Genomic DNA, 26,135 nt, shown 5'->3' with positions numbered 1-26,135 from the left:
TTGGGTCAAACCAAAAAAAGGGAAAAAATTACTGAAAGACGCGATGAACTTCGTCCACCGGGACTTCCATGCAGCTTGGGCTCTGCCGAAATGATCCGACTGCGCTCACGGCAGCCCGCAAAGCACCTTCTTTTTCTATGGCAGCGGTCATAGTGGTCAGACCTTGATGGGTGCCGATGTCAGTTTCCAACGGAATGAGTTCACCGGTGGAGATATCCTTAAGAGAAGTACCCAAGGCTTTCAATTTCTCTTTGGAACGCGATGGAACGAGCACTCGTGCGCCCTGTTGCAAAAACATTCGGGAAATTCGTTCTCCGATTTCACCAGCTCCGCCGCAACTACGACAAGTTTGCTCCCTAATTCATGTTGGTTTTGCCTTCATGACTTCCTCCTCATGCATTGTTTTATTTCACGGAAGACGGTTCGCTTCCCCCCAGCTTATCTTCTCGGACCGCCCACAACTTAGAGTTGAGACCATCCTCCGTCTACCGGGAGCTCTATTCCCGTTGTGAAAGTCGCATCAATCGTCAGGAATGCCACGGCTTTAGCAATTTCCTCCGGCCGGCCCAGACGCTTCATCGGGAGGCTTTGCGCCATCTGAATGTAGACCTGATCTGCAGCCTCCTTCGGCATTCCTACCTTCTGGAGTATGTCCGTCGCTTCAATTGGGCCCGGGCTCACCGCATTCACACGTATCCCACGGGGCGACAACTCACTAGCAAGGCTCCGAGTAATGGAACGAAGCGCTGCTTTAGCGGCGCCGTAAGCACTCAAAGGCCCCACCGCCTTCACGTTGGCCATCGAAGTGGTAAAGACCACCGAACTTCCCTCTGGCATGAGCGGCACAAGTTTCTGGACGATGAAATAAGGTCCCTTCGCGTTCAGGTTGAGCATCTCGTCGTAGACTTCCTCAGCAACCTGCTCAAATGGGACAAAGTGACCATATCCCGCGTTGACGAACAACACATCGAGCTTGCCGAACGTCTCCTTGACCTTCGCCGCTAAGGCATCCATATCGGGAAGCGAGGTCGCGTCGCTGCGGACTACGATAGCGTTATCGCCAAGCTCAGCCTGAGCCGTCTTGATCGTTGCAGGGGCGCGGCCAGTCACGATCACGCGGGCACCTTCGTTGATGAATAATTTCGCAGTCGCCAAACCGATGCCAGTGGTTCCTCCTGTAATAAGCGCCGTCTTTCCCTTGAACCTGTCCATGTCGTCTCCTTTGTCTATCTGGTTTTAGGCATTACGAACGTTTGAGTACGATAATGCTGGCGGCGATGCAATGGTTTTCGTACTCGTGCGTAACTAATATTCTAAAACGCGCACGAGGACTGTATAAAAGGCTGCATCCGGACGAAGCACTCGACGCGACCGGTGCTAGTGAGGACACCGCGCTCAAGAATGCTGAGTTATGACAAGTCCACGCCGGAGACACGAATGACGGCCTGCCAGGCGGCTTCTTGGCTGGCGTGATCGTGGAGGTGTGGGTGGCACTGCGCCTCAATTGGGCCTGAGAACTTCCCTTGAGCCGAGGCGAAGAATTGCCCTGAGACGTCGGTTCCGAACTCCGACACCTGGAGGTACCGACGGGCCGCGGTCTCCGGCGTCTGATTCATGCCGGGAATGAGGTTCACGATTGGGATAAACAGATACTTCAACAGCGGGCCAGCGTTTCGCACCACCTTGGTCGCGGTCGCCCCACCGGGCGAGACAGCGTACACGGCCATGCCGGAGGGTAGCCGGCGCGCCAGCGCCGCGACCCACCAAGCGATAATGAGCTTCGCGTCGGCATACGTATTGTTGGGCACGTACTTCACGTTTGGCCCGTTGTGAATCAGGGCTTCGATAGCGGCGGTCCGGTCTCCCCTGAAATATTTGGCGGCGAAGGCTGGCACGTCGGTGTACTTGAACATGGGTACGCCCCCGCGGGCAGGCTCTGCGCCGGCAATAACAATCCGTGCGTTGGGGCTCAGCAGGTCGGCGCGGAGCAACCCGACAGTCAGTTGATGATGGCCGATGAGCGGGGCCTGAGACGCCTCGACACCCGCCGCAGTGACCACGCGCTTCTTACCTGGGACCATCCCTGCATTGAGCAGTAGGAAATCGATCGACTGACCCCGATCGACTAGCTGGGCGAGGGCGGACTCAACGCTGGACGGCGTGTCCAGATCCAGCTCCAGCGGCGTGAAAACGAGTGTCTTGTTCTCAGCCGCGAGTTGATCGGCCGTTTCCTGGACCCGGGCCAGGCTGCGCCCGGTGACAATTACCTGCCGGTAGCCCTTGATGGCGAGCAGGCTGGCTGCAGCATAACCGAGCCCTGAGGTGGCGCCGGTGACTAGAGCGGTCGACTGTTCCATGGCATCTCCGTGGTGAAGGGTGAAGGGCGTGCTGTGTTTCCTTTGAACCTGTCCATGTTGTCTACTGTGTATCTCTGTATTGCTGTATTACAAACGCAAGAGTACGATAATCAAAGCAGCAATGCAAGGAGTTTCGTACGCTATGGTAACTAATATTTCGAAGCGCCCCCGAGGACGACCAAAAGGCTTTATCCCCGACGAAGCACTCGACCGTGCCGTTGAGATGTTTTGGGAGCATGGGTATGAAGGAGTTGACGTGGATCGGATCGCGCGCGCCGTGAACGTCACCAAACCCGCGCTATACCGGGCGTTTGGAGACAAGTCCACCCTGCTGCTCAAGGCGGTCGAGCGCTATGTAATAACGTATGGAGCTCCCATAATGGCAGCATTTCAAGCTGAGCCGGACATCCACAAGGCTGTGACCGCCTTTTGCGAGGCTACCGTCAACACCGCTTCGAATGAGGCTCACGGCGGTTGCATGATGGCCGCCGCAGCAATGGGACAGTCGGAGCGAGTAATCGAGATCCGTTCGTATGTCGCCCAGGGCCTGACCGCAACCGCTGATATTTTGGCGAAACGTTTCGAAAAGGAGATGAAGGCGGGGCGCCTGCCTCGCACACCTTCTGCCAAGGTGCGAGGCCGCGCGCTCGTTGACTTGATGCAGGGTTTGCAGCTTCGCGCCAAGGTCGGTATTGCGCGCGAGCAATTGCTGCAAGATGCCCGAAGCTATGTGCCCCTGATTCTTGGCAAGTAAATCTAACGCACATCGAGTGCGCCATCCAGCGCCAAGCGCCAGCCCGCCACGAAGCAGCTATCGTGACCAGTGTCCCGGTACACTCACCCGCTTCGCGATCAAGAGTTCCTTTAGCCACTCTTGATCGCGAAGCGGACGGTTACAAGGTGATGCGGGACAGGTAGCAAGAGCCGACTGGCGCGTCGCGATACCGCCGGCTTCCACTCGTTCAAAAAGGAAAACTTAGGAACCGCCCTAGCGCTCAATGATCGTAAGATCAGGTAGCGCGGGATAGCTCGTGTAGCCGGCAGCGCCTCCGCCGTAGAATGTCGTTGGATCGGGTTCGTTCAGTGCGGCTCGGAGATGCAAACGCCTGGGCAGATCGGGGTTAGCTAGAAATGCCCGGCCGTATGCGACAGCGTCGGCACGCCCGGTGCGCACTGCTTCCTCACCCTTGGGCCCGTCATATCCACCATTCACAACGTAGAGACCTTTCCAAAGCGTTCTCAGGTGAGCTGACAGGGCAAGGGCTTCCTCGCCGCTTCCGATGCTGTCCTGGGCCCTTTCAACGACGTGGAGGTACCCGAGCCCAAAGTCATTCAGTTTTGCCACAGCGACAGAGAATGTTTCGTGAGGGTTGTCGTCGTGCATATCGTTGAAATCTACCGTCGGAGAGATTCGCACACCTACCTGCTTGCTGTCCCAAGCTTGCAAAACCTCTTCAACTCCTTCGGAGAGGAAGCGGACTCGGTTCGACGCAACACCCCCATATTCATCAGTTCGACGATTCGTCCCTGTTCGAAGAAATTGATCGATCAAGTATCCGTTCGCGGCATGAATTTCGACCCCGTCGAATCCGGCGTCCCTTGCGTTGGCGGCAGCGCGCCGATAGTCGGCTAGGGTCTCTTTGATTCCGGTTGAGGTCAAGGCCACCGGCTCCGAGACTTGGGCCGAACCCGTGGCGATGTGCGTGTAGGCATTGGCACGGATCGGGGACGGAGCCACAGGCTGCACGTTGTTTGGCAGCAACGAAGTGTGAGAGATTCGGCCGACATGCCACAACTGAAGGAAGATTCGGCCTCCACTCCTGTGAACGGCCTCCACAATGCGGCTCCATCCTCTCACCTGTTCAGGGGAATGAATTCCTGGAGTATTGCTGTAGCCTTTGCCCATCGACGAGATCTGCGTCGCCTCGGTCACGATGAGTCCAGCCGAAGCACGCTGCGAATAATACGTTGCCGCGAATTCGCTCGGCACACCATCGTCGTTTGCACGGGTGCGTGTAAGAGGCGCCATGAAGACGCGATTGGCCAGGACCAAAGATCCAAGCTGAACGGGTTCAAAGAGGGTAGGCATCTGTTTGCTCCAGTTGTTCAACAACAGCCGGTTGGTTGTGATAAGTTGCCAGGGAGAATACTTGCAACGTGATCTTGGGCAGCGCTCATCCGAGACCTCGCGACGAACGCTGCCCAAAAACCCTACTTTTGGGCGACCACCTGCAGGCGATTGATCTTAGCTTCGGAGAATAACTCTCCAGCCTTCTCGACGAACTCCTGTCCTGCTTCGCCGTTCAAGTGCGCTTCGCGGGCGGCTTCGTCTTCGAATGTGTCGAAGACCCGATAGACCCCAGTTTCGCCTTCGATCTTCGCAGCATGCCACGACAGCGTTCCAGGTTCTTTTCTCACCAGGCTGGCTTCCTTTTCCAGAAACGCCTCGATCTCTGCTTCCTTTCCAGGTTTAGCTTTCATGTCAACAAGTAACGCGAACTTAGCCATTTCGATAGATCCTTTCCTGAACGGTGGTTTGGGTTGATGGTTCGCTTCAGTGCGAGTTCCTAAGCCTCAGCCTGAAACGCCGGATCGAGTTCCGTCGGCGAGATGTGATCCACGTAATTGCTCAACGTCTTCAGAGCGACACCGATCAGAACCTCAAGCACCTGATTCTTTCGGTACCCGGCGGCTAGAAAACTGTCCATCACCTGCGCGCTGACGTGCCCGCGTTCAGTGACGATCTCCTTTGTGAGCGCGATAAGCGCCGCCAACTTCGGATCGGATACAGGCTCGTTCGACCGCACCGCCGAAACAACCTCGGCCGGTACATGCAGGAAAGCCTTGAGCAGGGTGCTGTGAGCCGCAATGCAATAATCGCAACGATTCTCAACACTGGCGGAGAGCAGGACGATCTGGCGCTCCACTGGACTCAAGGTACCCGTGCCGAAGACTTTCTCCAGCCCCACGTAGCCCTCGAGCATAGTGGGAGAGTTTGCGAACACTCCAAAGAGGTTCGGAATGAACTTGAAGGACTTCTGGACATTTTCCAAGAGTGGACGAGACTGCTCAGGGGCGGTTTCGACGCCGACCGGAGGCAAGAGGGAGATTTGCTGATTCATTTGGTGCATTCCTTTCATCGAGCCAAGTACTAGACAGACTAGTCTGTCTATACCGTAGGAAGAGTATAGACAGACTGGTCTGTCCCGTGTCAAGATAAATCTCATGAATGCACAGAAACAGTCCGATCCCCGGGCGAGAATCCTGGAAGCTGCCGACTACCTCTTCTATAGAGAGGGTGTGCGTGCGACCGGCACCGAGAAGATCATGTCCATCTCCGAGGTCGCGAAGGCGACCTTCTATCGACACTTCCCAAGCAAGGATGACCTCGTGATCGCATATCTTGCATGCCGCGACCGATCGTTCTTTGAGGCTGTTGATAGCCCTGCCCCCCCGAAAGATATCCATGAAGCCTTAGCCAGAATCGAACGCGTGGTCAACCACCCCGACATCATCGGGTGCCCGTTTCTTCGCATCGCATCCGAATACCCGGATACTGCCCACCCGTTCCACCGCATAGCGACCGAACATGAAAACAAGTTCCATTCCTATCTCATGAATCTGCTAGAGCCCATCGCAATCGACAAAACAGCGGCAGCAGCAGCGATACTGAGCGTCATCGATGGCGGCCTCGCTACGAGAATGCTCTATGGGACATCGAAAATGATTCCGATTCTCGCGCCCGCCGAAGCAGTTCTTAAGAGCTTTCAGATCACGCGAACCCAGCGCCGCAGTTGATGTCTGCTGTTATGGAATCGTAAGCGAGCTACACGGGAGCGGTGTGGATTCTGACCAATACCCGGGTCGCGGCTAACTAACCTGAGCTTGCGCCGGAAAGTTCGATTTCTCTCCAGCACAACTTAGAAGGACGGAACCGCGTTTCTCGTTACCTCTTTGGTTGCGGTTTGTGTAACCGAGGTAGACGAGTGAATTCGTCTGTTTTCTTCAGCTCAGAACGCCTGAAACGGTACCTAGGTCGAAGCTCGTTGCTCCGCGTCGTTTCCCTTTCGTCTACACACCTTGTAACTTTCTCTCAAAATCTAAGTCTCAACCGGTAGCAGCGCAATCGGGGGGTGCTGGTGTGGCGGAGCCTTGTCGATGGATGTAACACGCCAAAATATTGCAACAGTCAATTGCTTCGAAATTTCAACAATTCAGTATGAAATGTCGCGATTTGTTGAACGTCACAACCATGACAGGCAATGTGTTACCAGCGTTATGAACAGCTTACGTCTCAAATGGGACGGCCTCCAAACTGTACCAGCAGATGTGATCGTGATTCCAAAACAAAGGATGATGCCCAATGGCGCAAACTCGAGCTGTCAATATCAATCCTGTACGCGATGCGCGACCAGTTCTGGCCACCCCAATCAATACCAACTCGCCGGTGCGGGGAAAGCAAGCTGTGCTTGTGGCCTTTGCGCTTTTGATCTGCACCATAGTTCTTGGTGCGGGCTCGGCACAAGCCGGTGTTCGTGATGACAACGACGGCGCTGTCTTCGTGATGACGAATGCCGCCGACAAGAATGAAATCGTCGCGTACGACAGAGCAGAGGACGGATCATTGCGCGCGGCAGGCAGCTTTGCTACGGGCGGCACAGGTAGTGGTGGCACGATTGATCCGCTACGCTCCCAAGGCTCGCTCCTGCTGAGCGGTGACCACCGGTTCCTGTTTGCAGTGAACGCAGGGAGCGGAACAGTTTCTGCGTTCGCCGTCAGGGGAAGCAATCTGAGATTGCTTTCAGTAAAGTCCAGCGGGGGGAGTTCACCCATAGCCCTGGCTCAGTCGGGCGACCTCCTGTACGCACTCAATATCGGCGGTAATGGTAACGTGAGTGGCTTCTTCATCGATGATGGCCGCTTAAGACCTATTAGGAACTCCAACCGCAACCTCAGCGGCACGGATACGGGCGCGTCATCGTTAGCCTTCAGCCCAGACCGGCAACACTTAGTTGTTACCGAGCGAACCACAAACAAGATCGACGTTTATCGAGTGAGTTTCGACGGAACACTCTCGTCTGCCGTCGTAAGCCCGAGTTCCGGAGCTGTGCCCTTCGCGGCGAAATTCGCACCGAATGGCGCACTGGTGATCGCGGAAGCGTCCAACTCGATATCTTCCTATGCAGTTCAGCCGGATCAGACTCTGGCGGTAATCACGCCGTCACTTCCCAGCCTGGGTGCGGCAACTTGCTGGAATGTAATTACGCCCAATGGACGCTACGTTTATACCTCCAACGCCGGGACTTCGTCGCTCTCAGGCTTTTTAATCGGACGACGTGGAGCCCTTACTCCTATTGGCGCGACCGTGGTTGCGACGAATCCAACTGGAAGCACGAACTTGGATATAACCGTCAGCGCTGATGGCAAGTTTATCTACACACTCAACGCCGGGACGGGGGCAATTGGGATCTTCTCGGCTGATCGTGATGGCAGTGTCCTCAGTCTTGGCACTGTGGATGGTCTGCCGGCAGCGGCAGGCTTGAACGGTCTTGCTGCTTTTTAGCGCTGCCCTCGTTTCAGTCAAAGCACGGCGTTGAAATCAATAGCATGGCAGCGCTCACACGCGGCCGGAAGAAAGAGAGACAAGGAGATCACCATGAAGAATTCACTCTTGAATATGGTGGCCATCGCCGTTCTGGCAATGTCCGCACCAACCATGGCGCAGACTGCCACAGACAACATGAAGCACGACGATGCCATGCAGCAAGACTCCATGAAGCATGACGATGGAATGAAACACGATGATGCGATGAAGAAAGACGACGTGGCAACAACCAACAAGAAGCACAAGACCAAGAAGAAGACCTCCGACCAAGCCAAGTCTGACGATGGCATGAAGCACGACGATGGCATGAAGCACGACGATGGCATGAAGCACGACGACAGCATGAAGCATGACGACATGAGTAAAGAACAGGCTAAGTAATTGCCGAACCACGGCTAGCGCATCTACGCGGGGGTAACGGCAGCATATGTGGCTCTGCCGTTACTATCGCTGTTCGTTCGAGTACTGGCTTCACTGTTAGGAGCAAAGCGATGGCAGATGAAAACAAGCCTCAGAATGAATTGCGAAGCGCAAGAAGGCGCGAGTTGCTCAAGATGTCGCCGTTGCTGCTGGCTGGCGGACTGTTGTTTCCACGAGTTCGTAGTGCCTTGCTGGAGGGCGGTCTTGGATTCAGTGACGGAGGCTCGGCAGCTTTGTTCAACCGTCACGGCAAGCTTACGTTTTCCGATACGGAAGTGGTTCCATTCAGCAAGTTTCCCTATAACTACTTCAACGTCCTTGATCCTGCAGTTGATTTGGGACAATGGACCTTGACTGTTGAAGGTGATGTCTCGCGCCCTGGCGAATACAAGCTCTCGCAGATCATGGCGCTTCCGAAGGTGAGCCAGAACACCCGGCACGTGTGCGTCGAGGGTTGGGATGTGATCGGCAATTTCGGCGGTGCGAGGATGGGTGACTTCCTGCGCTCTGTTGGCGCTTCTGCCTCTGCACGCTTTGTCGAAGTCGAGTGCTCGGATGACTACTACGAGTCCATTGACATGGAGAGCGCACTTCATCCGCAGTCTCTGCTCTGTTATGAGATGTATGGCAAGCCTCTGGATCGAGGACACGGCGCTCCATTGCGGTTGCAGATGCCGACGAAGCTGGGATACAAACAGGCGAAATACCTGGAAACACTTCGTGTCACGAGTGTCCTTAAAGCGAAACGCGGCTACTGGGAAGATCAGGGATATAGCTGGTTCGGTGGATTATGAGAAATGCACAGACGGCGAAGGCCAAAGTCAGCTCCGAACTCAATCTAAGTCATCTCCGCGTTAAGAGCTTCGTCGTGACCTCGCGGGAGAAGGTGCGGGCGGTATATGAGCATCCGACAATCGTGCGCCTCGCTCACTGGATCGCTGCAATCACCATTGTTGTACTTTCGATGAGCGGACTGCAGATCTTTCGTGTATTTCCATCGTTTGGCTCCAAAGTTCCCCAACACACACTGGTCGTGCCCCCCGCTGGCTTGCGATTGGGAGGATGGTTGGGCGGAGCGTTGCAGTGGCACTTCACATTCATGTGGCTCTTCATGGGGAGCGGGATTGCCTATGTTCTTTATGAATTTCTAACCGGACACTACCTCACGGTGTTGTTCCACGTGCGAGACATTCGCGGCGTCTGGCCGATGGTGAAGCACTATTTCTTCTTTGCCAAAAAGCCCAAAGAGTTCGAGCCTTACAATCCTTTGCAAAAACTCGCTTACACGACGGCCCTGTTTCTCGGAGCACTATCCATGCTCACGGGCCTCGTTCTGTATAAGCCAGTCCAGTTGAAGTACATCGCATTCCTGCTTGGAGGTTTTCGCCTCACCAGGATTTGGCACTTCGCTGCGATGTGCGGGCTCTGGGCGTTCCTTCCTGGACACCTGCTGATGGTCGCAATCCACGGATGGGATAATTTCGCCTCTATGGTCTTCGGCTGGAAGAAGGAGCCGCAGTATATACAGGAGCCTGATGCCGATGCAGACCATGGGGGATAGGTTTCTGGTCTTGGCGTACCAACTATGCAGAGCATCGAATCGCTAGGGAGACCGGAGGCGACATGGCAGATGAGATGAAGATACAAATCAGGCAAACTTCGGATTCCGGCTCAGAGGCCGAGATCCGCAGGCACCGGGTGCCGGTCGATCGTCCGGAAGCCAAGGGCGGCCACGACGCGGGGCCGATGGGCGGAGAACTGTTCCTCACTGCCATAGGAGGCTGCTTTAGCAGTACCCTGCTGGCGGCGATCAAGGCGCGCGGCGCCGACATCTCCAGCCTGCAGGTTGAGGTGACCGGCACGATCGTGGACTCGCCCACGCGCTTCGCAGCCGTGGAACTGCTGGTATCAGCGAACTACGCCGAGCGCGAGCAGTTCGAAAAGCTGGTAGAGGTCGCTGAGAAGGGCTGCATCATTGTCAATACGCTGAAGGACAAGATGGAACTGAAGGTAAGGATTGGCGCGGCGGTGTGAGGAGCTCAGGAAAGAGATAATAGAAGCGGGACTCGAACCTGTCCCACTGCTTAGAAGAGCCGAGAATTGTTTTCCTGCTCTTCGCTGCGGTCGCTTTGCTGAGTTTACCGATGAACAGGAAGATTCCGGATGATAACGCTGAAACTTCATGGCATTGAGGCCTGCGTATTTGACGCCTACGGCACGCTATTCGACGTCAGCAGTGCGGCGCGTGCCGAGCAGGACTCATTGGGCGAAAAGTGGCAACCGCTTGCCGAACTGTGGCGCGCCAAGCAATTGCAATACACCTGGCTGCGCGGCCTCGGCGGACGCCACGCCGATTTTTGGCAGGTGACGGGCGAGGCCCTCGACTTCGCGATGGCGACGGTGAAGGTGGAAGATTCGGCGCTGCGGGAGCGGCTGCTGAATCTATATCTGGTTCTGAGCGCATACCCGGAGGTTTTCGCAACCTTGAAGCGCCTGAAGGCCGCGGGCATGAAGGTCGCAATTCTCTCCAACGGGACACCCTCCATGCTTGCGGCCGCGGCAGCCAACGCTGGAATCGCCGGGCTGCTCGATGCCGTGCTGTCGGTGGAAGAAGTGAAGATCTACAAGCCTCACCCCCGCGGTCTACGGGCTCGCCTGTGAGCGGCTCAACGTGGCTGCGGACCACATCTGCTTTCTGTCTTCCAACGGCTGGGATGCATACTCCGCCAAAGCGTTTGGCCTCCGCGTGCTGTGGTGCAACCGCTTCGGCCAAGAGCTTGAACGTATCCCGGAGACACCTGACGCTCAAATTGCCTCTTTAGCCGAGTTACCGGATATCGTACTGGGCTGACCGAAAAGCGGGTATCAGATCAGACCCAAGGCGCTGATCTTCTGGGGACGATATCTTCTTAACTCGTTCACTCGGCTTGCGTTCAGTGCTCGATGTGGAACCAAGGGTGGCTGACGACTTCGGCGAGAATTAACACCAGAGATGCAACTGAGGTGCCCAGTTGCATCCATCTGCCGCGGCGTTGGCGGGAAGTGAGCGGTTGCAGGCGCCACTGTGCCGATGGACTGCGGCGAATGCGACCCTCGTTCCAGAGTAGAAGTAGGTTGAGCGCCGCGAGAAGACCGGCAATCCACAAGATGGGCAGGCGCAGCGCGTTGCGGTGGAATCCATGTGCGGGCCCAACTGCACCGGCGGCCAGCAGCGACGTCATGCCAAGCACCACGCGCATGCCGCTAAGCGCGACTGCTGCAACGCAAATTGCCTGCACGGTCGCAAGCGCCAGGGAAGCCCAGCCGATCAAGATGCCTCGCAATGTTCCCTCTCCTCTCGCACTTTATACGCACATTCGGCAAGGTGCATCTTTCTTCAGGGGTTTCGCAAATCGAAGGCAGTCATGCGCTGCCTTTCCTCAAAGAGAAACACCCGCTCAAAAGCTATGCTGATCCGGCTATCGCTTCAACGTGCCAGGATCCCGAACTGAGACCGTCTCGGAGAAAATTCTCGACTTCATTTTCATTGTCATACGGTACGAGGGTGCAGTTTGGGTGCGTGTTTCCGGTGATCAACAGGGATATGCTTTTCTCAATCTCGCGCCGGAAGAACAGTATCGCCTTCTTATGGCTTGAGCCGAGAAGGTATCCCGTCTCGAAGCCAACACCGAATGATGATCCAGAGACTTCCGCAATGAAGAGGTCGCATTCCTGAAGCCACTTCATGTCTCTCGCAAATATCTCTTGCGGCGTGATAAGTCGATCCTTCTCCCAGGCGTTGTCGTCGACCAGATGTCGAGTGAGCACCTCGTGACCAGCCCCTTCCAGAAGTTGTACGACCCGGCGCGCTGTTTCAACGGTGGATCGGTTTCCAGCCACAGTAAACCCGAAGTAGATCTTCATAGAGGTAGTATCCAGCAGCATAAGTGAGGATGACTCATGCTACAACATTCAAAGGGACGCTTCGCCAAGATGGAGTCTGTGGTGCATCCGCAACTCTACTCTTGTGTCTCCATAGCATCGATCGATTCTTGCAGACGGTTGTGCAAGCGCTCACCAAAGCCCACAGGAACTTCAAAGGTCCGCGCATCGCCCACCAGCACCAAAATGTTGCGTGTGGAGTCCATCACTGCTGAGCAATGGCGGCAGTTTGCCAAGTGGCGTTCAATAGCCTCCCGCTCCTGCGACGTGACCGTTCCGTCGATGTAGTCGGAAACCTGCGACCATACGTGTTTGCAATCAATTTTCATCTGTCACCGGCTTTCCGGGTAAGCCAGCCTATCAGTCCACGCTGCTTCGGCGCCAACTTCGGCACGAGCAATTTCTGCATGGAAAGCCGTGCACGGAACAGTCGCACTTTGACCAGCCCTTCATTCACTCCAGTTGCCTCCGCAGTTTCGGTGATGCTCATACCCCTGACATCGCGCAGGATCAGCACCTCACGATGCTCTGGCGAGAGCCGCGCCATTGCCTCTTGCAGCGCCTGCCGCAGTTCCTTGCGCTCCAACTGCTCAGACGGAATGTAACGCCAGTCGGCGAGCACCGATGGCGTGTAATCGCCGTGATCTTCTGCGCAATCATCGAGAGAGTCGAGCTGATCTCCCTTGGTCTGCCGAAGGCGGCTGCGCGCTTCGTTCAAGGTGATCGCCATCAGCCAGGTTCTAAACTTCGCGTCGCCGCGGAACCCCTTGAGCCCCTTGTAGGCTTTGATCACCGACTCCTGCGCTACATCTTCGGCATCGGCCTCGTTCTGCAAGATCGAGTAGGCAGCGACGTAGAGTCCGCGCTCGTAGGGGCGGATCAGTTCGTGAAACAGTTCGCGCTCCCCGGCAAGGATGCGCGCAATGATCGAGGCTTCGTGAGCTGAGGTCTCGGCTGCTGCCGCGGTCCGCTCACCAACATTTCCGGCAATTGTGCGTGCATTCATCTCAACAATAAGAGAGACTCCATACCTCGGCATAAAGTTACATGCTGCCGAGAATAAAGTATGAAATCGTTACGCTCGGCGCCGGTGGGCTGATTCCCATCAAGTCAAATCAAATCATCATGGAATCAGAGGATCTTCACATCTCTGCCCACAGGATCACTGTTCGTTCCATCTTCCGCAATACAACGGACAACGACATCGAGGCGATGGTATCTTTCCCGCTTCCCGATCTCGATGGCGGCACGGTCGGCAGCGAGTCTATCGAACTCCCCAGTGAGATGCAGAGAAACCTCGTTCAATTTGCCGTGCGCTCGAATGGCCAGCCAGTCACCTCACGTATGGAGGGGCCCGAGCCTTCCGCAACGGCCGTGACATGACGCCTCGCCTCGCTGCCGCAGGACTTCCGGTGAACGTTCTTCTGAAGCCGCTCACGGGGCGCTAATAAAGCTTGCTGAAAACAAGCGCCGCAAATTGAAATTGCCTTGCACGAGCGGCGAATCGAATGCATCCTCACCGCGAACAACTGGAAAGGGCCCATCCGAAACTTCCATCTCTCGGTCTCAACCGACAGCCCAGACGACATACTCGTGACATGTACATCCGAACTCCAGCGCGTCGGCCCAACCCGCTACGAATTGACGCGGCATAGGCTCGCCTTAGACCCTCTCCAAGACGAGGTGAGTCGCGTATTCGGAAGCCTTGTGGCCAGTAACAGAAAATCCAAGTGCGCGCAGGTCCAGACCATGAAAGAGCGATTCACCTTGGCCGAGGAGGACAGGCGCAGACGCAATGTGAAGCGAGTCGATCAATCCAGCCTGGAGATACTGACGCACTGTCGAAACTCCGCCTCCGATCTTGACGTCCCTCTTACCTGCAGCTTTCTTCGCGAGTTCCAGTGCCTCAGTGATTCCTCCCGTAACGAAGTAGAAAGTCGTACCGCCGTTCATTTCGAGAGGTTCACGCTCGTGGTGCGTCAGAATGAATGTTGGCGCGTGATAAGGCGGGTCGTCACCCCACCAGCCCTTCCATGAATCGTCCGGCCACGCACCACGCACCGGTCCGAACATGTTGCGACCGAGAATAAAAGCGCCAAAGTTGTCCATCGCACGCTGAGCAAATTCGTCATCTATGTCCCCGATCGATCCACCCTCTTGCCCGTGCATTGAGCGAAATGAATGAGTATGGAAATACCACTGGAATATCTCAGTCCCCTGTTTGCCGAGTGGATCGTCCAAGCTCTGCTCGATTCCCGCGCCGAACCCGTCGAACGAAACACTAAATCCTGCGACCCGAACTTTTTGCATCTGTCCATTCTCCCGATTGCCGTACTGGATGCTCGATTCTTGCCGGAACTGCTATCGCGCGGCGTGCTTGCGACGCTTTTCGCTTTCCGCAATCATCTGGTTCAGGTCGGCAGCTGGCCGAATCTCCCACGGCCCATATTTCAAGCCTGGATGCTGCGAGATGAGCTGAATCGCGTGATTCATGTCTCGCGCCTCAAGCACTAGAATGCCTCCGAGTTGCTCCTTGGTTTCCGCATAGGGACCGTCCGTTGTCGCGACTTTGCCGTTTTTCCAATACAGCGTCAACGCGGTTTCCGCGGGTTGAAGTGCTTCTCCGGCGAGAAAATGCCCGTTGCTTCGCAGATGATCGTCGTATTCAAAGCATGTATCGAACTGGGCGTTTCGCTCGACTTCCTTCATGCCGTCGAATTTGTCTTTGTCGTAGTAGCCGAAACAGATGTATTTCATGCTCTTCTCCTCTTCGTTCCTTAGGTTGAGCCGACAGCAGAGCGTTGCGACGGCACTTCGTCGTCTTTTTGGCGCGCGTCTGGAGCCTGCAGTCACTGCGGGGTTTCACTTGCTTCCGGCGTGTTGTTGTTCCGGAGCCGGAAAGAAGAGGAGCTCGCGCACTTCGCCCGGTACATCGCAGGCGACGGCACCCTTTTTCGCCCAGGCAAGTGCCTCGTTTATATCAGCGCATTCAAGTATCCAAAATCCGCCCATGTGCTCCTTGGTCTCGGTGTATGGCCCGTCGGTGATGAGCACCTTGCCATCGGGCTGCTTTCGCAACGTCTTCGCGTTGTCAGCCGAGGCAATGCCACAGGCAAACTTCCTGACGCCAGCAGCAATCATTTCGCGGTTGAGCGCGTGGATTTCTTCCATCATCGCTTCGGTTACAGTGGACGGATCGAAGTTGTCGGGAAGGTAGTTAGCAACCAGATACTGTGGCATGACTTTTTCTCCTTGTTTTCTGAGGCTCGTTCCCGATGGCTCGTTTCCTCCTAGGAACCGCAGCTCATCGTTTCTTTTGTCCTATAGTCGTTGGGGAGATGGAAAATCGACAGCCACTCGATTTTTTATTTCAACTTTTATTTCAACTGCCGGATACGCGCTTGCAGGAATTGCCGCTCCGGTTCCTGTTGGGTCAGCGCCAGGGCTTTTTCATAAGAAGCGCGAGCCTCGGCGGTTTTGCCCAACCTGCGACACAACTCTGCATGGGCTGAATGCGCAAGGTAGTAATTCGCCAATTCACCTTGTGCCAATAGTGACTCGATGAGTGCCAGACCGGCTTCTGGCCCATCGCGCTCGGCAATCGCCACAGCACGATTCAAATGAACGACTGGCGAAGGCTGAATTCGCACCAACTGGTTATAGAGCGCAACGATCTGGTGCCAGTCAGTTGCCGCAGCCGACTCCGCCTCGGCATGAACTGCCGCAATCGCGGCTTGCAGTGTGTAAGGGCCGAAGCGTCCGGACCGCAGCGCCTTCTCTACCAATGCCACTCCCTCCACGATCTGTTCGCGGTTCCAGAGTGAGCGGTTTTGATTCGCTAGCAGAATCAGTTCTCCCGCCGGAGAGGTCCTCGCAGCGCGGCGGGATTCTTGCAGCAACATCAGAGCAAGCAGTCCAATGATCTCCGGCTCTGGATGGAGCTCGGCCAGCATGCGGCCCAGTCGAATCGCCTCGGCGGTTAACTCGGCCCGCGTCATCTCCGTTCCCGCTGCAGCCGAGTAGCCCTCGTTGAAAACGAGATAGATGACTTGAAGGACCGCACCCAGTCGTTCCGGCAACTCCTGCGGCGTTGGAACCTCGTAGGGAATCGATGCCTCTCGAATCTTTGCCTTGGCGCGGACGATACGTTGTGCGAGCGTTGCCGGCGTAACCAGAAATGCGCGCGCAATCTCCTCTGTTGTGAGGCCACATATCTCGCGAAGAGTGAGCGCGACTTGTCCTTCCGGAGGCAGAGCAGGATGACAGCAGGTGAATATCAAGCGGAGGCGATCGTCCTCGATCTCTTCATTCACATAGGGAGCGTCGTTGACGCGCGATTCCATGTAGGCAAGAAGATCTCGCTGCGCTTCATCCAGGCGCGCCCGTCGGCGCATAACGTCGATTGCTTTGAAACGTGCCGTTGATATGAGCCATGGGCGAGGCTTGTCCGGAATACCGATCTTAGGCCAAGACTCCAGAGCGGCAGCAAAGGCCTCGTGCATGGACTCTTCGGCCAGATCTAAATCTCCCAGCAGGCGCACCAGCGTCGCCAGAACGCGGCCTGATTCCGACCGGTAAAGAGTCTCAATAACCTTGCTGAGTTGTTCGGACACAGGCCCAGGCATGTACGCCAACCTAGCAAACCTGAGGCGCAGGAGACAACTGCCTCCCGGGAATCCTCTACCCACGGCTACTTGGGTTCCACAGACTCTGCGAAATGGTGAGATTCCCGGCTGCTCCGTTCGTCGCTACGCGAACCTGCAAGAAGGCTACATGAGCGCAACGGCGAATGGGGCACAGATGAGTGCCCCATTTTCTTCAGGAGGAGATCACGATTGCGTTCTTATAAAGTTTCTTCTCTCACGTTCTGAGCTACGGGGTCGAGATCATCTTCGCTCGTAAAAGGCTCAGGGCGAGATTGGAAATGCAACCCTGTTGTCGCTGAGTCTTTGAAGTACTGGCGTTGGAAATAAAACGCGACGTTTACCAAAGCAATCATTACCGGCACTTCCACCAGAGGTCCAATTACAGCCGCAAACGCGGCTCCGGAATTGATGCCGAAAACGGAGACGGCAACCGCAATCGCAAGTTCGAAATTGTTCGAAGCAGCCGTGAATGCTAGAGTCGTGGTTTTTGCGTAGCCAGCACCGAGTCTCCTTCCCATGAAGAATGAAACCAGGAACATGACCACGAAATAGATAAGAAGAGGAACCGCAATACGGACGACATCCAAAGGTAGGCGAACGATGTACTCTCCCTTGAGAGAGAACATAACGACGATGGTGAAGAGCAATGCAATCAGCGTCAGTGGGCTGACTCTGGGAACAAAGCTGCTCTCATACCATTGGCGACCTTTAGCCTGAACGAGGACGGTGCGCGTAACCAGTCCAGCAAGGAAAGGGATTCCAAGATAGATGAAGACACTCTTCGCGATTTCCGCGATTGAGATATTCACGACTGTACTATGCAGTCCCAGCTTGGCCGGAAGAACGGTCACGAAGATCCAAGCATAGACGGAGTAGAAGAACACCTGGAACAGCGAGTTGAATGCCACCAAGCCCGCAGCGTATTGAGAGTCACCCTTTGCCAGCTCGTTCCAGACAATCACCATAGCGATGCAGCGAGCCAGCCCGATCATGACCAGCCCCGCCATGTATTCCGGGTACGCGCGGAGGAATACGACAGCCAATACGAACATGAGGGCTGGCCCAATAAGCCAGTTTTGCACGAGCGAGAGTAGCAGCACTCGCTTGTCGCGAAATACGAGATGCAACTCTTCGTAGCGGACCTTTGTAAATGGTGGATACATCATTACAACAAGCCCAACAGCAATGGGAATGGATGTTGTGCCTACGCTGAGGCGATTCAGGAGTGGAACAATGCCGGGTACGAGCCATCCGGATACAACACCAACTGCCATAGCGGCGAAAATCCAAGCCGTAAGATAACGATCAATGAACCCCAACCTACCGACCACGGATCTATCCAATTTCTGATCTCCTTGATTGAAGTCTCGGAAATACGCAAATCGGGCTCGAACACAGGCTTCAACAGCATCTCAATATCGCAATTTGCGGACCAAAACAGAAGGGATTTAAGACATTTATCGAAAGCCTGCCAAACTCGGCACAACGCAAAGGATCTGTTGTCGATGTATGCCCTTTAACTAGTAGCAGAGTGAAGTACAAGAATCCGCTAGAGTCAGATCCGCTCCAAGTTGGAACACCAATTTAGGACGGTTGTTCAACTTTGTGACAGATTCCCTGTGCGAGGAGCCGTCACCCCAAGAGTTGCGTCTAATGCAAGGAAGCTAAAAACGAGAGCAGTCGGGATTGAATAGCGCACGACGGGCATTTTGTTTGAATAGAAAGGATATACAGGATGGAGATCAAGCGAGTTGGGTCACAATCCTCTGCCAAGGGACCTTCGGATTGGTTTACGGGGACGGTTCGGATCGATCCACTTTTTCAGGCACCCGAACCGGCACGCGTCAGCGGTGCACACGTAACATTTGAGCCTGGCGCTCGAACCGCGTGGCACACGCATCCGCTGGGACAGACGCTGATCGTCACTTCAGGCCTGGGCTGGGCGCAGCTCGAGGGCGGTACGATCGAAGAGATCCGGCCCGGAGACGTCGTGTGGTTCGCGCCAGGTGAAAAGCATTGGCATGGTGCCACGCCCACTACAGCCATGACTCACATTGCCGTTCAGGAAGTCCTAAATGGAAAGGCCGTAGATTGGATGGAGCACGTGAGCGAGGCGCAATACAAACGCTAGAGTCTCCGTTTGTATGGGCAAGTGAGCTAGTTCGCCCGCTTGCGGCTCGTGGCTCTTGGCTTCGGCTTGTTATTACCGTTCAGATTGAGTGCCACTGCGGCGCGAATAAGATCTTTCAAGGCTGCGTCATTGATCTTCTCCCCTTCGTGGATATCAATGGCGCGCCGGACATTTCCGTCAAGGCTGGAGTTGAACAGGCCTGCAGGATCGTCCAACGAAGCTCCCTTGGCGAATGTCATCTTGACGACGTTCTTGTACACCTCGCCTGTACACACGATCCCGGCATGTGACCAGGTGGGAGTTCCCATCCACTTCCACTCTTCGACAATCTCAGGATCCGCAGCCTGAACAATTGCGCGCACCTTCGCAAGCGTCTCCCCGCGCCAGTCCCCAAGTTCCTTGATCTTCTGATCAATCAACGCGGCAGCGGATTCCTCCGATACAACTTTGTTCATGAGCAGCTCCAATCTCGCGCGACGTGCCGACACCTGCGCAAGGCGCGATAGTCTCGGCGTGCTGTGAAGCGGGAGTCATCACAAACTGTGATGCTCTCCCGCTTCAGATGGTTCAGGCTGCGATTTCGCCGACTAGAAAGAGTAACGCAGCGAAAGGGTTCCTGTGTTGGCGTGGAAATCACGCGATGCAATATAGATTCCAGGGGTCGACTTCTCGTTGTAGCCGTAATAGCGCCACATACCCCGGAAAGCCAGATTTTTCGCGACCCCCAGTTCCACTCCGGCTGATGGCAGGTGCCAGTTCAGCCCGAGAGGCCCGAGCGACACTGCAGGATTCGGCCCCGGAGTATAACCCACTTGCGCTCCGGCGAGAGTGTTTCCTGCATAGATCACGTTTCCATTTGAATCGACCGGAACCATGAAGGGTGCAAGAGTATCGCCCCGCAGCCAGGTGTTCGCTCCGCTGTTGCTGCTGATGTCGTAGCCTACGAGTAAGGCAACGCGATTTGCCGGTTTCACGATTACATTGACATACCCGGTATTCGTGTTCTGCTCATAGCGCAGCACCGCCGGAATTCCGTTGAAGTTGGAGGTCGGATTGTAAGGATCGCCTTCCGCCGTGAATGCCGTTCCCGAGGTCGATGCCGCAGGACACCGCGAGATTTGGCCGCCCTGAGGCACAATCGCAAGCGTCATCGGAATACAACTTCCGCCGGTTGAGAATACATCCTGATACGTCCAGCCAAAGTCCAGTGTGACCTTCTCAGCCGGACGCAGGGTTGCGCTCAGGCCGTAATTGCGGTTGTGGTCCATGTGTCGAACCGGAGTCACGGGATTCGCAACCCAGGTAGGTGTGCCCGTCAGCACAGGATTCGCGTTGATCTTCGCCAACGCGAAATCGTTTGAGAAGTAGCTGTTGCGCGATTCATTGATACTTACGAATGCAGCAACTGTTCCCCACTTCGCGAGGCGATAGTCACTGCGCAGTTTGTAAACCTGTGCGTGCGCAGGCGAGATGGCTGTTACAGGATGATCGATGTAGGCGAGCTCGACGTCACCATTGATCTTCCAACGATCCGTCGGACGCACAACGACTCCGACGAGGCCCGCCTTCTCATGATCGGTTTCGGGATAGAGTTCATTCGCAGCGTCCGCGCTTGCAGAGGTCGTGGGAACACCAATGCTCGACAGAGTGGTCGTAGTTCCGGTGGTGTAGTTCCCGTACGCAACGGTTCGAGTTGCATAGCGGAAACCAACATGGGCTCCAAAGCGGCGATTGGGCTCCCAGCCGAGCAGAGTCGTGTCCGCCGTACGCTTGTTCGTATGCAGCAGACTCCACAGGTCATTCGTGTATGAAGAATTCAAACCCGCCGCCGTGGACACCGTGTTCGTGCTACCCAGTTGCGCGCAGTAAGGATTGTTCAGCGTTCCAATGGGCGACAGGATGCTCGCCGTTCCGACCGGACCGCACGAGGCACTGGTCATGTCCCATGTACCTGGAATACGCCAATTGGTGTGCTTCAGTTGATTGCTGATGTACCAGCTATCGCTGATGTGGAATGTAGCACCCAAGTCGGCATTGGCCGACAACAGGCGAACACTGCCAGGGCCGCTGAAGGAAAAGCCGCGTTCGCTCGTGCGTCCTACAAATCCATCCGCAGTTTCGAGGAAGTTGGTTTTGTTGGTCGCCGAACTGTAATCACCCGACGCGTAGAGGTTGAGCTTCTTCCAATAATCGGAGATCAGCGAAAGCTTCTCGGTGGGGAAATTGGCTCTGGTCGGCCCTGAGCGGCGGAAACCAAAATACATGTTGCATGCCGATGAGCCAACGCCTGTCTTCACCACATTGCGTCCGTTCACCACGGTGACAATCGGGCTCGACGGCGAATTGGCGCACGGCTGCCCGTAATAGGTGCTGTAGATTGCTCCAATATCTACCTGCTGATAAATAGGAGCCGAGGACGTGCCAGTGTTGATGTAGAACAAGCCAGTCGGATTGTTCGCGAAGGAATTGTCGGTCTTGTTGTGATCGTAAAACTGATCGTAACTGAGGGTCGTTCGCGGGAGAACCTTCACATCGACGCCAAGCTGATATTGATCCTGGCGGCTGCGGAAACTCTCGGCCAGCGACAACTCCGTACCTTCATGGAAGGAGGAAAGGGCATTGCCTTCATTCACATTCCGCGAGTATCCGAGCCGCAGCCGAACAGCGGATTCCGGCACTAAGGTCAGCCTGAAGTCACCCAGGTCACGGCGAGTATTCATGGAATGAATCGATTGGTTCCACACAACGTAGCCGCCCAGGCTGGCTGGAGTGTTGTAAGGATTGTCGAGATAGTTGTCGTTGTAATAGTTCTTATCGCTGCGGAAAGTCGAATTGAAATCGTAAATCTTGTTCTTGTACATTCGAAGACGAGTTCCGTCTTGCGGATCACCGCCGTACCCAAAGCTGGTAAACCACAGTTCGTCGAAATAACTACCCTTGTGGTTCATCGAGCGCATCGTCAGAGACTGATCAAGAAGACGAACGCCGGTATGCAGGTTCTCCATCGTGTTGTACATGTCGGAGTTGCCGCCAACGCCTGTGATCCTGCCGCCGATTTCCACAGAGTTCTGAACCGTGTAGCCATTCACGACCTTGCCTTCACCCTCGGAGGTTTGCGCAAGTCCGCTAACGGTGAATAGTGCCAATCCTAAAAGCGTTACAAAGATGCGTTTCATGCAACTCCCCTTTTGCGCCCAGGTGATCGAAGGGCGCATGGAATTTGTTTCATTGCTCCCCATGTCTTCCTCCATTTACCTGAACAGGACGTTGCTGGCATTTGAGCCGTGGATAGCCGTGTGGCACATCACGCAAGCCTGGCTTTTTGTGTTTTGCGGGTGTGGCGAGTTGTAGAAGTTCTGGTGACACTCCAGGCACATGGAGTTAGCGCGTGCACGGGTAAGCATTCGCGGATTGGTCGAGCCGTGCGGTGTATGGCAGGTCGAGCAGCCCTCAGACTTTACCGGATAGTGTTCGTACAGGAAAGGACCGCGCTTGTCGGCGTGACACTTGTAGCAGGACTCTTGTCCATCAGCCGTGCGGCGAAGCTGTTTAGCATCGGTCGTGCCATGCGCGTTATGGCAATCGGAGCACTGGACCATCCCCTCGTTCACCTTGTGATGGAATGGCTTTTCGAAATCCGCCTTGGCCTGCTGATGGCAGCTGAAACACAAGTCCGGCTGCTTTTGCACCAGGAGAGCCTTTTCACTGCGCGGGGTGTGGGGCGAGTGGCATCCAGTGCAACTGACGCCTGCGCGCGCATGGTCGGATCTCGTGAAGTTCGCCCGCTCGTGTGAGCTTTGATGACATTGCAGGCAGGTTTCATTCACCTTGTCTGCGCTGACGCCTTTGAAGGTGAAGATTTTCGTTTTGTCCCCACCGCCTTCGACGTGCGCCGAACCTGCGCCGTGACAGGATTCGCAACCATGGAAATCCTTGCTCTGTGTCGTGTTATTCAGGCGAAAATGCGGGGAAGCGTCGATGTTTTTGAACTGCGCCTCGTGGCATCCTTTACAGGTGTCCGAGCCTACGAAGTGTGCGCCGCCTGCACCCTTGGTGTCTGGTGTGTTCTTGTTGATCGCCAGCGAATTGCCGGTGAGTCCGATGAACATGAAAGCGATTGCTAATGACGTGACTGGCAGGCGCTTTAGGATCTGTGTAGCTCTCATCCTAGCTCCTATTGAACGAAATTACTGCGCACACAGGTGGCCTGAGATAGTTCTCAAAAAGCCATTTGTAATAGCAGCAATCTCATCATCGGCGGCAGCTTCCGTTCGCGCATTACGAATGAGGAGCTGAGCTTGAATAATGCGTGAAGGCGAATTCTGTTTTGGTCAGTGAACCGAAATGGAGCAGACCATTCTGTGCTGGCTTGCCAATTGCCACCCCACTTGCTTCCGCGACATACATCGCATCTAATTGAGGCATGGCAACGACGCTGACTAAAACGGAATCAACTCTCGAAAAGAAGATCGACCAGCTTGCCGAAGTGGCAGTGAAAGTGGGACTCGGATTGAGGCCCGGGCAGGAACTGGTTATGACTGCCTCGCTCGACTCAGTACCGTTGGCGAGGCGCATCACAGAGCAAGCCTACCGTGCTGGCGCTTCGCTGGTTACTACTCTGTTTACCGATGATATTGCGACTCTCATGCGGTACAGAAACGGGCACGACGAGACATTCGACAGTGCACCGAACTGGCTGTATGAGGGCATGGCGGCGGCTTTCAAAAGCGGTGCGGCCCGGCTGGCCATTACAGGAGCTGACCCTCTGCTGCTCTCCAATGAAGACACAGAAAAGGTGAGCCGCGCCAATCGTGCCACGTCGAAAGCCTACCGGCCTGCGCTTGAGCTGATCGCACGTCACGAAATCAATTGGACAATCGTCGCCAGCGCCACACCAGCCTGGGCGCGTGCGATGTTTCCGGGAGACCCGGAAGATGCTGCTTTATTGAAACTATGGGAAGCAATTTTTGAAACCTCGCGACTCAATTACGACGAGCCTGTCGAGGCCTGGAAGAAGCACGACGCCGACCTGCATAAACGTGCAGCGCACCTGAACGAGAAGCGCTTTGCAGCATTGCAGTATCGTGGGCCTGGAACTGATTTCCGCCTCGGTCTGGCCGATGACCACCTTTGGGTTGGAGGCGGGACGACCGCGGGCAACGGCGTCTATTGCATTCCCAACATCCCTACCGAGGAAGTGTTTTCCACTCCGCACAAAGATCGCGCCGATGGCACAGTGACCGCCAGCAAGCCGCTCTCATATCAAGGCACGATGATCGAGGACATACACGTTCGCTTCGAGCGCGGACAGATCGTCGAAGCTCGCGCCAGCAGAGGTCAGCAGGTGCTCGAACAACTGATCGCCACCGATGAGGGCGCGCGCCGGTTGGGAGAGGTGGCATTGGTGCCGCACTCCTCGCCAATTGCGAAGAGCGGCATTACGTTTTTCAACACCCTGTTTGATGAGAATGCCGCGTCACATATTGCTCTCGGACAGTCCTACAGCGGGTGCGTTCGCAATGGCGACAAGTTATCGAGCGAAGAGCTTGCTGCCAAGGGAGCGAACGAAAGCCTGATCCACGTTGATTGGATGATTGGCTCGGGAGAGCTCGATGTGGATGGAGTCACGGCGTCGGGAATCGTGGAGCCCTTAATGCGGAAAGGCGAATGGGTCTAGGTCGACTTTCGTTGTGACAACTCTCTTTCGAGAAGCTCGAGAAACGGCTGCTGACTCTTAAGTATCCGTTCTCTCGCTTCTGAAATGGAAAACCAGGCGCCTCGATCCACTTCGGGTATTGTGATCAGGCGCCTAGAACGCGGTGGCCATTCGATCTCACATTCGTTGCTCCGGATAAGAGCGGGGTCGCAGTCTCCTTCCACCGCCCACGAGGTAACGACTTTTCCCCCTGTCTGCTTGATGCTGCCTAGCTCAATAAATGCACCTTGCGCGACAAATCCGGTTTCCTCCGTAAACTCGCGGCACGCTGCTTCCAATGCATCTTCACCCTGCTGGTACTCACCCTTGGGGATAGACCATGCGCCGTAGTCTTTCTTCGCCCAGAAGGGTCCACCAGGATGTACCAGCAATACCTCAAGTTCTCCCTGAGTTTGCCGATACATCAGAATTCCTGCGCTTTGCCTTGGCATCTCGCTCGCTCTCTGGCGTGTTCTTGCAATACTTTATCTCTGCTGATCAGTTCGGACAGGGCTATTCTTCCGAATGCGATTCCTGCAGTGTGCCTGCGGAACATTCGATTTCCGGCGAACGGCAATAAGTTCCGCCACTACGGAAACCGCGATCTCTTCTGGCGTGACCGCTCCGAGGTCTAGACCAACAGGTGCGTAAACGCTCTCGAAGCTCTCTGGCGCGTAGCCCTCTCTCTCCAGTTTCTCGTAAAGGGTCAGGACTTTCCGTGATGAACCGATCATTCCCACATAGCGAGCCTTGGTCTCAATTGCCCAACGCAACACTGTCAGATCATGACGATGTCCTCGGGTCACGATCACGACAAAAGAGGTCTCTGGGGGATCGAGTTGTGCCATGACGCGTTCAAGATCGCCGGCATGTACATCGAGCGCTTCTGGAAAACGTTCACGATTTGCATAGGTCGCACGGTCGTCCACGATCACAGGCTGGAATCCTGCCAGCAGTGCGACTTTATAAATATTCAGCCCAACGTGACCAGCTCCAAAGACATAAAGCAGCGGCGCGGGAATCACTGGCTCAACAAACACCTGCATCGAGCCGCCACAGACAAGGCCGCTATCGTCATCAGGGTTCTGATCGAGGTTGAACTCAAATGTGTTCGGCTTCTCTTGCTTCATCACCTCCATCGCCCCCTTTCGAACTTCATCTTCTACGCAACCGCCGCCGATGGTTCCAAGGATCGATCCGTCATCGCGCACCAGCATCTTCGCCGCCGTCGTGGACGGAATCGAGCCTTTGACGTTGATAATCGTCGCCAGCGCACAGCGCCTTCCCTTGCGCTGAAGATTGCATATTTCCTGGTAGATATCCATGACGGATCTATTCCTTCATCTGCTCGATGGCGCTC

31 protein-coding genes and 1 pseudogene are annotated in these 26,135 nt (G+C 55.4%); 12 read left to right on the top strand and 20 right to left on the bottom strand.

Annotated elements, in window-relative coordinates; translation table 11 throughout:
- Positions 1 to 28 precede the first annotated feature (28 nt).
- The 3 genes from AC6IY8_RS02160 to AC6IY8_RS02150 form a co-directional block, all read right to left on the bottom strand.
- Positions 29 to 361 (bottom strand): SDR family NAD(P)-dependent oxidoreductase, encoded by a 333-nt coding sequence (locus tag AC6IY8_RS02160; protein WP_497778597.1) that lies wholly within the window; start codon positions 359 to 361, stop codon positions 29 to 31.
- A 101-nt stretch (positions 362 to 462) separates the two neighbouring features.
- Positions 463 to 1,212, bottom strand: a complete 750-nt coding sequence (locus AC6IY8_RS02155) for an SDR family oxidoreductase (protein WP_497777046.1) — start codon at positions 1,210 to 1,212, stop codon at positions 463 to 465.
- A gap of 197 nt (positions 1,213 to 1,409) precedes the next feature.
- Positions 1,410 to 2,357, bottom strand: a complete 948-nt coding sequence (locus AC6IY8_RS02150; protein ID WP_497777045.1) for an SDR family NAD(P)-dependent oxidoreductase — start codon at positions 2,355 to 2,357, stop codon at positions 1,410 to 1,412.
- Between the two features lie 142 nt (positions 2,358 to 2,499).
- Between AC6IY8_RS02150 and AC6IY8_RS02145 the strand changes: the two genes are divergently transcribed.
- Positions 2,500 to 3,111, top strand: a complete 612-nt coding sequence (locus tag AC6IY8_RS02145) for a TetR/AcrR family transcriptional regulator (RefSeq protein WP_497777044.1) — start codon at positions 2,500 to 2,502, stop codon at positions 3,109 to 3,111.
- 234 nt (positions 3,112 to 3,345) lie between these two features.
- Here AC6IY8_RS02145 and AC6IY8_RS02140 read toward each other — a convergent pair whose 3' ends face one another.
- From AC6IY8_RS02140 to AC6IY8_RS02130, 3 genes are all read right to left on the bottom strand, one after another.
- Positions 3,346 to 4,446, bottom strand: coding sequence for an alkene reductase (locus tag AC6IY8_RS02140; protein ID WP_497777043.1), 1,101 nt, complete (start codon positions 4,444 to 4,446; stop codon positions 3,346 to 3,348).
- A gap of 122 nt (positions 4,447 to 4,568) precedes the next feature.
- On the bottom strand, positions 4,569 to 4,865 hold the full coding sequence (locus AC6IY8_RS02135; RefSeq protein ID WP_497777042.1) for a putative quinol monooxygenase: 297 nt from the start codon (positions 4,863 to 4,865) through the stop codon (positions 4,569 to 4,571).
- Between the two features lie 59 nt (positions 4,866 to 4,924).
- A complete protein-coding gene (locus AC6IY8_RS02130; RefSeq protein ID WP_497777041.1) occupies positions 4,925 to 5,479 on the bottom strand; it encodes a carboxymuconolactone decarboxylase family protein in 555 nt (184 codons plus the stop codon).
- A gap of 103 nt (positions 5,480 to 5,582) precedes the next feature.
- On the opposite strand from AC6IY8_RS02130, the gene AC6IY8_RS02125 reads away from it, so the two are divergent.
- The 7 genes from AC6IY8_RS02125 to AC6IY8_RS02095 all read left to right on the top strand — a co-directional run bounded on the left by AC6IY8_RS02125 (position 5,583) and on the right by AC6IY8_RS02095 (position 11,043).
- On the top strand, positions 5,583 to 6,155 hold the full coding sequence (locus AC6IY8_RS02125) for a TetR/AcrR family transcriptional regulator (RefSeq protein ID WP_497777040.1): 573 nt from the start codon (positions 5,583 to 5,585) through the stop codon (positions 6,153 to 6,155).
- 565 nt (positions 6,156 to 6,720) lie between these two features.
- Entirely contained in the window at positions 6,721 to 7,920 is a 1,200-nt protein-coding gene (locus AC6IY8_RS02120) for a lactonase family protein (protein ID WP_497777039.1), read from the top strand.
- Between the two features lie 93 nt (positions 7,921 to 8,013).
- Complete coding sequence (locus tag AC6IY8_RS02115) at positions 8,014 to 8,343, top strand: hypothetical protein (protein ID WP_497777038.1); 330 nt, start codon at positions 8,014 to 8,016, stop codon at positions 8,341 to 8,343.
- A gap of 110 nt (positions 8,344 to 8,453) precedes the next feature.
- A complete protein-coding gene (locus AC6IY8_RS02110) occupies positions 8,454 to 9,176 on the top strand; it encodes a molybdopterin-dependent oxidoreductase (protein WP_497777037.1) in 723 nt (240 codons plus the stop codon).
- Positions 9,173 to 9,943 carry a cytochrome b/b6 domain-containing protein gene (locus AC6IY8_RS02105; RefSeq protein WP_497777036.1) on the top strand — a complete coding sequence of 257 codons (771 nt, stop codon included), beginning with the start codon at positions 9,173 to 9,175 and terminating at the stop codon, positions 9,941 to 9,943. Before AC6IY8_RS02110 ends, AC6IY8_RS02105 begins: the two co-directional genes overlap by 4 nt.
- A gap of 62 nt (positions 9,944 to 10,005) precedes the next feature.
- Positions 10,006 to 10,416 (top strand): OsmC family protein, encoded by a 411-nt coding sequence (locus AC6IY8_RS02100; RefSeq protein WP_497777035.1) that lies wholly within the window; start codon positions 10,006 to 10,008, stop codon positions 10,414 to 10,416.
- A 129-nt stretch (positions 10,417 to 10,545) separates the two neighbouring features.
- Entirely contained in the window at positions 10,546 to 11,043 is a 498-nt protein-coding gene (locus AC6IY8_RS02095; protein ID WP_497777034.1) for a haloacid dehalogenase type II, read from the top strand.
- 272 nt (positions 11,044 to 11,315) lie between these two features.
- Here AC6IY8_RS02095 and AC6IY8_RS02090 read toward each other — a convergent pair whose 3' ends face one another.
- The 4 genes from AC6IY8_RS02090 to AC6IY8_RS02075 form a co-directional block, all read right to left on the bottom strand.
- Positions 11,316 to 11,705, bottom strand: a complete 390-nt coding sequence (locus tag AC6IY8_RS02090; RefSeq protein WP_497777033.1) for a hypothetical protein — start codon at positions 11,703 to 11,705, stop codon at positions 11,316 to 11,318.
- Between the two features lie 121 nt (positions 11,706 to 11,826).
- Positions 11,827 to 12,285 carry a nucleoside 2-deoxyribosyltransferase gene (locus tag AC6IY8_RS02085; protein ID WP_497777032.1) on the bottom strand — a complete coding sequence of 153 codons (459 nt, stop codon included), beginning with the start codon at positions 12,283 to 12,285 and terminating at the stop codon, positions 11,827 to 11,829.
- A gap of 95 nt (positions 12,286 to 12,380) precedes the next feature.
- The gene (locus AC6IY8_RS02080) at positions 12,381 to 12,632 is read right to left on the bottom strand and encodes an anti-sigma factor family protein (protein ID WP_497777031.1); all 252 of its coding nucleotides are present in this window, start codon (positions 12,630 to 12,632) and stop codon (positions 12,381 to 12,383) included.
- Positions 12,629 to 13,342 (bottom strand): RNA polymerase sigma factor, encoded by a 714-nt coding sequence (locus AC6IY8_RS02075; protein ID WP_497777030.1) that lies wholly within the window; start codon positions 13,340 to 13,342, stop codon positions 12,629 to 12,631. The genes AC6IY8_RS02080 and AC6IY8_RS02075 overlap by 4 nt, the downstream gene beginning before the upstream one ends.
- Before the next feature lie 8 nt (positions 13,343 to 13,350).
- Here AC6IY8_RS02075 and AC6IY8_RS02070 point away from each other — a divergent pair, with 8 nt between their 5' ends.
- Together AC6IY8_RS02070 and AC6IY8_RS02065 are read left to right on the top strand one after the other, a co-directional pair.
- Complete coding sequence (locus AC6IY8_RS02070; RefSeq protein ID WP_497777029.1) at positions 13,351 to 13,686, top strand: DUF4424 family protein; 336 nt, start codon at positions 13,351 to 13,353, stop codon at positions 13,684 to 13,686.
- Positions 13,687 to 13,779: 93 nt separating this feature from the next.
- Positions 13,780 to 13,941, top strand: a pseudogene (locus AC6IY8_RS02065) (DUF4424 family protein); the annotation flags it as partial.
- Positions 13,942 to 13,965: 24 nt separating this feature from the next.
- Here AC6IY8_RS02065 and AC6IY8_RS02060 read toward each other — a convergent pair.
- From AC6IY8_RS02060 to arsB, 5 genes are all read right to left on the bottom strand, one after another.
- Positions 13,966 to 14,613 carry a dihydrofolate reductase family protein gene (locus tag AC6IY8_RS02060; RefSeq protein WP_497777028.1) on the bottom strand — a complete coding sequence of 216 codons (648 nt, stop codon included), beginning with the start codon at positions 14,611 to 14,613 and terminating at the stop codon, positions 13,966 to 13,968.
- A gap of 51 nt (positions 14,614 to 14,664) precedes the next feature.
- Entirely contained in the window at positions 14,665 to 15,060 is a 396-nt protein-coding gene (locus AC6IY8_RS02055) for a YciI family protein (RefSeq protein ID WP_497777027.1), read from the bottom strand.
- A 105-nt stretch (positions 15,061 to 15,165) separates the two neighbouring features.
- Positions 15,166 to 15,543 carry a YciI family protein gene (locus tag AC6IY8_RS02050; protein ID WP_497777026.1) on the bottom strand — a complete coding sequence of 126 codons (378 nt, stop codon included), beginning with the start codon at positions 15,541 to 15,543 and terminating at the stop codon, positions 15,166 to 15,168.
- Positions 15,544 to 15,680: 137 nt separating this feature from the next.
- Complete coding sequence (locus AC6IY8_RS02045; RefSeq protein WP_497777025.1) at positions 15,681 to 16,928, bottom strand: RNA polymerase sigma factor; 1,248 nt, start codon at positions 16,926 to 16,928, stop codon at positions 15,681 to 15,683.
- 218 nt (positions 16,929 to 17,146) lie between these two features.
- Positions 17,147 to 18,280 (bottom strand): ACR3 family arsenite efflux transporter, encoded by a 1,134-nt coding sequence (arsB, locus tag AC6IY8_RS02040; protein WP_497778596.1) that lies wholly within the window; start codon positions 18,278 to 18,280, stop codon positions 17,147 to 17,149.
- Positions 18,281 to 18,684: 404 nt separating this feature from the next.
- Here arsB and AC6IY8_RS02035 point away from each other — a divergent pair, with 404 nt between their 5' ends.
- Entirely contained in the window at positions 18,685 to 19,080 is a 396-nt protein-coding gene (locus AC6IY8_RS02035; RefSeq protein ID WP_497777024.1) for a (R)-mandelonitrile lyase, read from the top strand.
- A 26-nt stretch (positions 19,081 to 19,106) separates the two neighbouring features.
- On the opposite strand, the gene AC6IY8_RS02030 is transcribed toward AC6IY8_RS02035, so the two are convergent.
- From AC6IY8_RS02030 to AC6IY8_RS02020, 3 genes are all read right to left on the bottom strand, one after another.
- Positions 19,107 to 19,535, bottom strand: a complete 429-nt coding sequence (locus tag AC6IY8_RS02030; protein WP_497777022.1) for a DUF1801 domain-containing protein — start codon at positions 19,533 to 19,535, stop codon at positions 19,107 to 19,109.
- A gap of 132 nt (positions 19,536 to 19,667) precedes the next feature.
- Positions 19,668 to 22,256 carry a hypothetical protein gene (locus AC6IY8_RS02025; protein WP_497777021.1) on the bottom strand — a complete coding sequence of 863 codons (2,589 nt, stop codon included), beginning with the start codon at positions 22,254 to 22,256 and terminating at the stop codon, positions 19,668 to 19,670.
- Between the two features lie 75 nt (positions 22,257 to 22,331).
- Complete coding sequence (locus tag AC6IY8_RS02020; protein WP_497777020.1) at positions 22,332 to 23,246, bottom strand: DmsE family decaheme c-type cytochrome; 915 nt, start codon at positions 23,244 to 23,246, stop codon at positions 22,332 to 22,334.
- Between the two features lie 257 nt (positions 23,247 to 23,503).
- Between AC6IY8_RS02020 and AC6IY8_RS02015 the strand changes: the two genes are divergently transcribed.
- Positions 23,504 to 24,757: an aminopeptidase gene (locus AC6IY8_RS02015; RefSeq protein WP_497777018.1), complete on the top strand. Its 1,254-nt coding sequence runs from the start codon at positions 23,504 to 23,506 to the stop codon at positions 24,755 to 24,757.
- Here the strand turns inward: AC6IY8_RS02015 and AC6IY8_RS02010 are convergent.
- Complete coding sequence (locus AC6IY8_RS02010; RefSeq protein ID WP_497777016.1) at positions 24,754 to 25,227, bottom strand: NUDIX hydrolase; 474 nt, start codon at positions 25,225 to 25,227, stop codon at positions 24,754 to 24,756. The two genes, AC6IY8_RS02015 and AC6IY8_RS02010, sit on opposite strands and share 4 nt — an antisense overlap.
- Positions 25,228 to 25,260: 33 nt before the next feature.
- A complete protein-coding gene (locus AC6IY8_RS02005) occupies positions 25,261 to 26,100 on the bottom strand; it encodes an XdhC family protein (protein WP_497777014.1) in 840 nt (279 codons plus the stop codon).
- Positions 26,101 to 26,135: the final 35 nt, after the last annotated feature.

The sequence above is a fragment of the Koromonas soli genome (genome assembly GCF_059726265.1).
Note: the sequence above shows the minus strand (reverse complement) of the source record. Positions and strands in the feature narration are given on the sequence as shown.